The sequence below is a fragment of the Candidatus Pelagibacter communis genome, from assembly GCF_001180105.1.
GTDB lineage: Bacteria > Pseudomonadota > Alphaproteobacteria > Pelagibacterales > Pelagibacteraceae > Pelagibacter > Pelagibacter ubique_K.
In genome coordinates this window covers 37670-46972 of sequence record NZ_CVSO01000065.1, presented here as the reverse complement: position 1 = coordinate 46972, position 9303 = coordinate 37670, and the positions used below count along the sequence as shown (strand labels likewise).

Sequence of the window (9303 nt, the reverse complement as noted above, 5' to 3'; positions counted from 1 at the left end):
CCTGAGAGTATCCATCCGTGACCATATACTCTCTGCGGAGGTTTAATACCTGCTGCTAATAAAAAGGCTGGCCAATACACTGCGTGAAATCTTAAAATATCTTTTCCTATAATATGAATATTAGCAGGCCAAAAGTCTTTATATAATCTTTCTGTCTCTTTAGGATAATTTAAAGCAGAAAGATAATTTGTTAAAGCATCAAGCCATACGTATATTACATGGTCTTCATTTGATGGAACTTTAATCCCCCAAGAAAAAGATTTCCTGCTAACGGATAAATCTTTTAATCCACTTTTGACAAAACTAATTACCTCATTTTTTCGGCTCTTTGGTAATATAAATTTTGGATTTTCTGAATAAAATTTTAAAAGCGGTTCTTGCCATTTGGATAATTTAAAAAAATAAGACTCTTCTTCAACCCACTCTACAGGTGATCCAGATGATTTGGATATTTTTTTTCCTTCTAGATCTTCGATTTCATCTTCATTATAAAAAGCTTCATCGGAGACAGAGTACCAACCTGAATATTTTGAAAGATATATTTCCTTTTTTTTTTCTAAAATATTCCAAAGATTAGTTACGGCTAATGAATGTCTTTTTTCAGTAGTTCTTATGAAATCATCGTTTGATAAATTAAGTAAGGACGATAAATTTCTAAATGTCTTGCTTATTTCGTCACAAAACTCTAAAGGATCTTTATTGGATTTTTCAGCTGCTCTTTGTATCTTTTGGCCATGTTCATCGGTTCCAGTTAAAAAAAAAACTTGATGACCTTGGATTCTTTTTAGTCGTGCAAAAAAATCAGCTACAATGCTAGAATAAGCATGACCCATATGAGGTTTTGCTGAAGGGTAATAAATCGGTGTAGTAATGTAAAAATTATCTTTCATTTACAATTATATTCTTAATTTCTAATAGAGATGAGTCTTTATCTAGATTAAATTTATTCATATCGTTTATCTTATTAATAGTTTGTTTAAAAAATTTGTAGTCATTTTCAAAATTATTACGTTTAAGAATTTTATTATAGAAATATATTTCAATAAGTATTTGTAAATTTCCTATTATAAAATCATTTTTAAGATAATTTCGTTTATTAAAAATATGATTTAATAAAAAATTAATATTCAAATCATTTAAATCGATTTTTTCTTTATTAATAAAGTTTTGCAAATCAATATAAAATTTTGGTGTCATATATTTAATCTTAAAATCATTAGAAAGATTATTATAAAAATTATTGTCTAATACATTATTAATAATTAATTCTTTTTCAGATTCAGTTAAAAAGAAATTAAACTTTATGCACCTTGAACTTATAGTGCTCATTATTTTTTCGGGAGAGCTGTGGATTAATATAAAAAATAAATTTGTTGATGGTTCTTCTAAAATCTTAAGTAAGGAATTTGACGCATTAATATTTAATTTTTCGACATTATCGATAAGTATAATTTTTTTTTTACTTGAAAAAGATGTTTTTGAGGAAAAGTTCAATATATCTCTTATCTTTGAGATTTCTATAAATTTTTTGTCCTGACTATCTATTAAAAGTAAATTTGGATGTGCATTATTTAGTACTAGTTTATAAGATTTATTATTAATATTAATTTCATTATTTTTAAGATTATAACTATCATCTTCATCGATAGAAAAAAAATAATTTATCAAATGATATGCAAAAGTCGATTTACCTATACCTTTGTTACCACTAAAAAGAAGTTTATTTGGTAAATTGTTTTTTAAAGACAGATCAACAAGTTCTTGAAAATAATTTTTAAATGTTAATAATTTAGTTTGTTTTACAGGTGTCATCTTATTTTGATTAAAGAGTCTAATTTATTTTGAATAATTTTTTTATTTGTTTCTTTTGAGTCATTGGAAAAAATTTTAAGATAATTTTTTTTTTTATTTGATAGTTTTAAAAAGCCATTTTGAACTTTGTTATAAAAGTTTTTGTTAAATTTGTCATACCTATTTTTCTTGTTTTTAATTTTATTACCAATTTTTTTTTTTTGAACTAAATGTAAAAAGGTAAAATCCGCTTTAAAATTTCCTAATATAAATTTATTCAATAACTTAATAATTTTTTTGTCTATGCCAAAACCATAATGTTGATAAGCAAATGTTGAGTCTATAAATCTATCAATAAGAATTGTCTTCTTTTTTAAATTAGGTTTTATTATTTTATAGAAATTTTCAGATCTAGCAGATAAATATATAAGTAAATCAGTTTTTTTTTCAAAGTCCGACTTATTTGATAACAACATTTTTCTTAAATGCTCAGAATTTTTGGACCCACCTGGTTCTCTTAGTCTTATATGTTTTACCTTTTTCTTTTTTAAATATTTAGATGCTGCATTTAAATGATAACTTTTTCCCGATCCATCGATACCTTCAAAAACAATAACTTTGTTATACATCGCCCCATATCAAATAATTTATAGAGTAAATTATTCTGGAGAAAACATTAACTCTTTTTACTTTTTCGACTGCATATACTGGATATTCATCAATTAAATCACCTTTGTAAGAAATTTTTAATAAACCAATTTCTTGATCTTTTTTGATTGGTGCTTTAATTGGTCCATTATATTCTACGATTGCTGACAAAAACTTTTTCCTTGCTTTGGGAAAAGTTTTATAAATATCCTCTTTAACATAACCACCTACAATATCGTTTTTTCCAAGCCAAACTTCTAAATCTACTAATTTTTCATCTTTTTTAGCAATTTTAATTGTATCAAAATTTGTTAGACCCCAAGTTAACAATCTCGTAGATTGTCTTGATCGCTCATTTTTAGTTTCAAAACCACTACCAACTGCAATGAGTCTTCTTTCTCCTCTTTGTATCGAGCTTGCTAAAGAATATTTTTCAACAGCTAGATAACCAGTTTTTATACCGTCCGCTCCTAAATTTTTATAAAGTAACGGATTTCTATTACCTTGTGTAATTGGATCTCCACCAGTTCTATCCCATGTAAATTCTTTTTCTTTGAAATATTCATAATAAACTGGATAATTTTTTATAAGATAATTTGACATTAACAAAATGTCCTCAACTGTTGAATAATTGTCAGGATCATTAATACCTGAAGAATTTGAAAAATTTGTGTTGATCATTCCAATTTCTGATGCTTTTGCATTCATCAGTATAGCAAATTCTTCTTCACTACCAGCTACACCCTCTGCAATTGCAACACATGCATCGTTACCTGATGCAATAATTATTCCCTTTAATAAATCTTCTACAGTTACCTCATCTCCAACCATAATAAACATCGACGAATATCCTGATTGAGATAATCTCCAAGCGTTTTCAGATACAATTACTTTGTCATCAAGAGAAAGATCACCACTTTTTAATAAATCGAATACAACTATTGATGTCATGATCTTAGTCATCGAAGCCGGGTAAATAACGCTATCTATTTCTTTTTTGTAAAGTATTTCTCCAGATAGGAAATCTTGCAAAATAGCAGTTCTAGCATTTATATCGAAGGTGGCTTTTGAGGGTGTAATCAAAACAGCAAAAAGTAAATAAAAAATTGTAATAATTTTTTTAATCATTTCTTATTAATTCAATATTTTCAAAATTTAGTTTATTTATACTATTATATGCAGATTGTAGAGCATTAATATTAGTATATGGACCCAATAATACACGATGCTTAGTGTCATTTATTGAAATTATATTGATATTTTGAAGTGAGCTTTCTTTTTCGATTCTTTTTTTTAGTTCATTGGCATTTTTTAGGAAATAGAATTCTGTTATCTTTATTGAATAATTAAAAGATTTTCTATCATCTATTTTTTTTGTTTTTGGTATGCCAATTTCATTAATACTTACTGACTTAACAGGTGCTTTATTGGCAACTTTTTTTTCCTCATCAAAAGTTTTCGCTCTTTTGGCAACAAATGTTTTATTTTCCCTTATTCTGCTAATTTCTACATATGGTTCTTTAGGTGAAATATCAAGTTCATCATAAATTCTTTTTGATAAAATAGAGTTATAGAAAAATAGATTTTTATTTCTAGTTTTTACTATTGCATTTATGCTTTTGTTATTTATGAGGTTAATTATTCTAACTTTTGAACCTTTTGGTAATGTATTATGAACAATTTCTAGACTTCTTACATCAAGATTTTTCTTTAAAATTTTTTTTTCTATTAAAGATACGTCAGATAAAAGAGTAAATCCTCTATTTGAAAAAATATTTTCGCTGTATTGGGAGTTATTAACTGTGCATCCTGTCAAAAAAAATAAAGTTAAAATAATTTTTTTATAGTTCATCTTTAAATCTATCTTTTAAAGTGCAAACAGCTAATGCAAATCTTAATGATCTGTTCCACTTTAAAATTTTTTCATAATTAGAGAAAACAATATAGGCAGGATTAAGAGTTTGGCTTCCAGGAATAATATCTACATCTGGAGTAATTATAGCAACTTTTTCTTTATCACTTACAATATCAGATAGATCATTCTTAATAAATTTTTTGTAAAATCTGAAATTTTTTTTATGTTTTATATTTCTTGCTGAGGAATTTAAAAATTTAGATGGAATATTATCCTTTAATTCAACTCGATAAAAACAATGGTTGTTCTTTTTCCAACCTATTTTTTTCATATAATTGGCTGCAGAGGCAAATGAGTCTTCTACATTTTTAAGTTCAATTACACTATTTTGATTATAATCAATTGCATAATTGGAAATCGTTGATGGCATAAATTGAAAGTTTCCAAAAGCACCAGCCCAAGATCCGTATAATATATCTTTATCGATCTTTTTATTATCAATTAATCTTAATGCTGTAATTAATTCTTTAGAAAAAAATTCACTCCTTCTCTTATCATAGCTTAAAGTTGCAAGAGATGATATGATATCCATTTTACCAAGATAAGTACCAAAGTTTGTCTCAATACCCATTAGAGCTAGTAAGAGTTCTTTTTCTACTAAAAATTCCTGATCAACTTTTTCTATAAGTTTAGAATTTTTTTTATATATTCTTTTACCCTTAACTACCTTTTTTTTATTTGATCTCTTCCCAACATAAGTTTTAGTATCTTCATAGAATTCAGGTTGGTATCTGTCGTATTCAATGACCTTAGGTAAAAAAATTGCCTTATCCATTACAAGATCAACAGTTTCTTTGCTTACACCAGATTTTACAGCTCTTACCTTGAAATTATCCAACCACTGATTAAAAGAATCATCTGCAGTAACAATTTTAAAATTTACAAGAGAGATCAGTATTAAAAGAATAAGCTTAGTATTTTTCATATAAATCTTTTAGATAAATTATTACAGCAATCCATATAATAGTGAAACTAAAGAATTTTTCATAAGAAAAAAGCTCATTATAGTAAAAATAACCCAAAAGGAACTGAAGTGTCGGTGTAATATAGAATATCATTCCACTAGGCCCTAAACCAGAAAGTTCAACTCCTCTAACATAAAGAAACAAAGGAATCACTGTCATTGGTCCCGCTAATAAAAGCATAAACATTAAATCTAAATTTTCTAATGAAAAATCATTTTGGCCATTTTTAAAAATAAAATAAAAAACTATTAAGGACATGGGAAGTATGTATAAACTTTCTATTAATAAACCAATATCTGTATCAACATTAATTAATTTTCTTAAAACATTATAAAATGCCCACGAGAAAGCTACTACAAGACCAACCCAAGGAACATTATTAAAATTTCTTAATAAAATAAAAATAGCAATACAAACTAAAAAAATTGAAATCTTACTTTTTATAGTTATTTTTTCCCTAAAAAAGATATTTCCACATAGAACGCTTACTATTGGCATTATAAAATACCCAAAAGATGCATCTATGATTTGGTTGTTTGATACAGCATAAATCCAAACCGCCCAATTAATAAATATTAATAATCCAGAGAAAAAAAGTACTAAAAGATTTTTTTTATTTTTTAAAATTTTGAAAAAAATATTCCATTTTGAAAAAAATTGAGTAGTTAAAATAAGCATGATTGCAGTCCAAATACATCTATGGATTACTAGCTCTATATGACCAATAAAAGAAAAATAACTAAAATAGATTACTCCAATGGCACCCCACCAAAACGATCCTAAGCTACTAAATAAAATTCCTTTATTAAATTCTTTTAAGTTCATAAAAAAGGAAATTTATATTCCATTATTGATAAAATAACTCTATTTAATTCTTGAATTTTAATATTATACTTATAAAACCTAGCTCACGGAGAGATGGCTGAGCGGTTGAAAGCACCGGTCTTGAAAACCGGCAAAGGGGCAACTCTTTCCTGGGTTCGAATCCCAGTCTCTCCGCCATTATTTAAATTTTTGAAACTTATCAATAATGTGTAAAATTTTTTCATCTTTATAGTCGATTAATGTTTCTTTCTTTTTAATAGAAATCAGTGTTTCATCATCCATATCTACAAATTTGTCTAGAGTCTTTAGAAAATTCTCATCCAAATCGTTAATTATCGATTTTACAAAAGCTGTCATCAGTATATCCATTTCTTTTGTACCTCTATAGGAAGCCCTGTATATAATTTTATTTTTAAGATCTTCTTTATTAAGAGTCATGATATTATAACTAAACTATGTCTTCATATGAATATTTGCTATCCGATATAAGTACCATAAAAGGTATAGGAACTAAAATAGGAAAATTATTTCGAAAAAAAAATATTAACACAATATTTGATCTTTTGTGGAATTTGCCTAGAGATTTTGTGGACAGATCAAATGTTTATCCAATTAATGAATTACAAGTAGGAAAAATACAAACTGTAACAGTTATTGTAAAAAAATACAACTTTCCTCGTATCAGAAACTTACCTAATAAAGTAATATGTGAAGATGAAACTGGAAAACTAGATTGTATTTTTTTTAATAGTTATGAGGGATATATTAGAAAGATACTTCCACTAAACGCAAAAGTAACTATCAGTGGTAAGATTGGTTATTATAATAAAAAATATCAAATAACAAACCCTACTCACTTATCTGAAGATCCTAATTCTGTTAAAAAGATTGATAAAAGCTATAGTTTGACTGAGGGTCTGAATAATAAACTTTATAACAAAATTATCCAAGAAGTACTAAGAAACCTACCAAATTTAGACGAATGGTTGGACAAAGAAGTTCTTAAAAAATTTGATAATATTTCATGGAAAAAATCTGTTTTAGAACTTCATAATCCAAATAATATAAATAAAAAAGGAAATTTTTTAGAAAGATTAATTTTTGATGAGATTCTCTCTACTTTTTTAATTAATTCGAAAATAAGAAAAACTATTAAAAAGTTTAAAAAGGAAAGAAAAAAATTTGATGATAATTTTTTAGATAGTATTAAAAAAAAATTAGATTATGAACTCACAACAGATCAAATAAATGCATTAAATGAAATAAGCAATGATTTAAAATCTGAAGAAAAAATGTTTAGACTTTTACAAGGTGACGTTGGAAGTGGTAAAACTATTGTGGCATTAATTTCTTGTCTAAATGTCGTTAATAGCGGCTATCAAGTTGCATTTATGGCACCTACTGAAATTTTAGCATATCAACATTATAAGTTGGCCCAATCCTTGTTAAAAGACAAAATTAAAATAGATTTTTTAAGTTCTAAGACTGATTATTCTGTAAGAAAAAATATAATCAAAGATTTACAAAATAATGAAATTAAAATCTTATTTGGGACCCATTCAATTTTTCAAGAAAAAATAAATTATAAAAAACTCGGGCTCATAGTTATTGATGAACAACATAAATTTGGTGTTAAACAAAGAAAGAAATTATCCGACAAAGGTGGTAAAAATTGCGATGTATTAGTAATGTCAGCAACTCCTATACCAAGAACAATGATTATGACTATTTTTGGAGATATGGATGTGACTATTATAAAACAAAAACCTAAAAATAGAAAACCGGTTAAAACTTACAGTAAAGTTGATACAAAATTAAATGAGGTTATTGATTTTACAAAAAATCAAATAAAAAAAGGTAATCAAATTTTTTGGGTTTGCCCGTTAATAGATGAGTCTAAAAAAGTCGATCATCAGTCAGCTGTACAAAGATATAAGGGTCTTCAAAAGATTTTTAAAGACAGAACTGGTCTTTTACATGGTTCACTTGATAAATCTGATAAAGATAAAATATTAAATAAGTTTTTAAATAAAAAAATTGATATTCTAATCTCAACAACAGTTATTGAAGTTGGTATTGATTTTCCAAATGCAAATTTGATCATAATAGAAAATTCAAACAAATTTGGATTATCTCAACTTCATCAACTTAGGGGAAGAGTTGGAAGAGGTAATAAGGAATCATTTTGTATTCTAATGTTTAAAAATAATCTAAGTAAAAATGCTCGGAAACGAATAAATATTTTAAAAGAAAACAATGATGGATTTAAGATATCAGAGGAAGATATGAAATTAAGAGGTTATGGTGATTTACTAGGTTTTAAGCAAAGTGGTGTTCAAAGTTTTCGACTTGCAGATCCTGTTTTAAATGAAGATCTTTTTTTGTTAGCTGAAAAAGAGATTAAAAAAATTGAAAAAGACAACATAAATTTAGATAAGTTTCAATCTTTACTCAAACTGTATGACAGAGCAGATATACTAAATGATATAGTTTAATTATCAGCTGGATCTGAAGTTCCAGCAGATACAATAAATTTTGAAGCTTCCTCAAAAGTCATATCAAGATAAATAACCTCATCTTTTGGGAACATTAATAAAAAACCACTTGTGGGATTTGGTGTTGTTGGAACAAATACATTGATTAAATCTTTATTAGTCTTTTTGCTTATCTCACCTTTATTTTCTTTAGTAGCAAAACCAACTGCCCATGATCCCTTTTTCGGATATTCAATTAGAACAACACTTTTTTTATTATCTGATTTACTTGTAAAACTTTCTGTCATTTGACCAATTGCAGAATAAATAGTCCTTAAGATTGGAATTCTTTTAAAAAGATCATTAATTAAATTTAAAATTTTTTTTCCAAAAAAAGATAAAGAAATACCTCCAACAATAGTAATAAAAATAACAGATAATAAAATTTCAAGTCCCGGTATAGAAAAAGGGAGATAATTATTTGGATTTATTTCATTAGGAATTAATTTTGAAGATATCTTTATTAAAAATAAAGTAAGATATAAAGTAAAACCAATTGGAACCAAAACCACAATTCCAGCTATAAAAGCATTTCTTAATTTTGAAGTTATTGATGATTTTTTTTTCATTAATTATAAGATGAATATATTACAAAACATAAAGCAATTATGAATAAAAAAACCAA

General features: G+C 26.1%; 10 protein-coding genes and 1 tRNA gene. 2 read left to right on the top strand and 9 right to left on the bottom strand.

Annotated features, from left to right (window positions below; all coding sequences use genetic code 11):
- The 7 genes from AMN84_RS04290 to rarD form a co-directional block, all read right to left on the bottom strand.
- Positions 1-890, bottom strand: an 890-nt coding sequence (locus AMN84_RS04290; RefSeq protein ID WP_075483720.1) for a class I tRNA ligase family protein, incomplete at its 3' end; no start/stop codon positions are given.
- Positions 880-1812, bottom strand: a complete 933-nt coding sequence (locus AMN84_RS04285) for an AAA family ATPase (protein WP_075483718.1) — start codon at positions 1810-1812, stop codon at positions 880-882. The genes AMN84_RS04290 and AMN84_RS04285, both read right to left, overlap by 11 nt.
- Positions 1809-2420, bottom strand: a complete 612-nt coding sequence (tmk, locus tag AMN84_RS04280) for a dTMP kinase (RefSeq protein WP_075483716.1) — start codon at positions 2418-2420, stop codon at positions 1809-1811. Before tmk ends, AMN84_RS04285 begins: the two co-directional genes overlap by 4 nt.
- On the bottom strand, positions 2413-3567 hold the full coding sequence (locus AMN84_RS04275; protein WP_075483714.1) for a D-alanyl-D-alanine carboxypeptidase family protein: 1155 nt from the start codon (positions 3565-3567) through the stop codon (positions 2413-2415). The genes tmk and AMN84_RS04275 overlap by 8 nt, the downstream gene beginning before the upstream one ends.
- Positions 3560-4291 carry a hypothetical protein gene (locus AMN84_RS04270; protein ID WP_075483712.1) on the bottom strand — a complete coding sequence of 244 codons (732 nt, stop codon included), beginning with the start codon at positions 4289-4291 and terminating at the stop codon, positions 3560-3562. Before AMN84_RS04270 ends, AMN84_RS04275 begins: the two co-directional genes overlap by 8 nt.
- Positions 4281-5279 (bottom strand): lytic murein transglycosylase, encoded by a 999-nt coding sequence (locus AMN84_RS04265; protein WP_075483710.1) that lies wholly within the window; start codon positions 5277-5279, stop codon positions 4281-4283. The genes AMN84_RS04270 and AMN84_RS04265 overlap by 11 nt, the downstream gene beginning before the upstream one ends.
- The gene (rarD, locus tag AMN84_RS04260) at positions 5266-6144 is read right to left on the bottom strand and encodes an EamA family transporter RarD (RefSeq protein WP_075483708.1); all 879 of its coding nucleotides are present in this window, start codon (positions 6142-6144) and stop codon (positions 5266-5268) included. Before rarD ends, AMN84_RS04265 begins: the two co-directional genes overlap by 14 nt.
- Positions 6145-6231: 87 nt before the next feature.
- Between rarD and AMN84_RS04255 the strand changes: the two genes are divergently transcribed.
- A tRNA-Ser gene (locus AMN84_RS04255) sits at positions 6232-6321 on the top strand.
- Here AMN84_RS04255 and AMN84_RS04250 read toward each other — a convergent pair.
- Positions 6322-6582 (bottom strand): succinate dehydrogenase assembly factor 2, encoded by a 261-nt coding sequence (locus AMN84_RS04250; protein WP_075483706.1) that lies wholly within the window; start codon positions 6580-6582, stop codon positions 6322-6324.
- 17 nt (positions 6583-6599) lie between these two features.
- On the opposite strand from AMN84_RS04250, the gene recG reads away from it, so the two are divergent.
- Positions 6600-8639, top strand: coding sequence for an ATP-dependent DNA helicase RecG (recG, locus tag AMN84_RS04245; protein WP_075483704.1), 2040 nt, complete (start codon positions 6600-6602; stop codon positions 8637-8639).
- On the opposite strand, the gene AMN84_RS04240 is transcribed toward recG, so the two are convergent.
- Positions 8636-9247, bottom strand: a complete 612-nt coding sequence (locus AMN84_RS04240) for a DUF502 domain-containing protein (RefSeq protein WP_075483702.1) — start codon at positions 9245-9247, stop codon at positions 8636-8638. The two genes, recG and AMN84_RS04240, sit on opposite strands and share 4 nt — an antisense overlap.
- Positions 9248-9303: the final 56 nt, after the last annotated feature.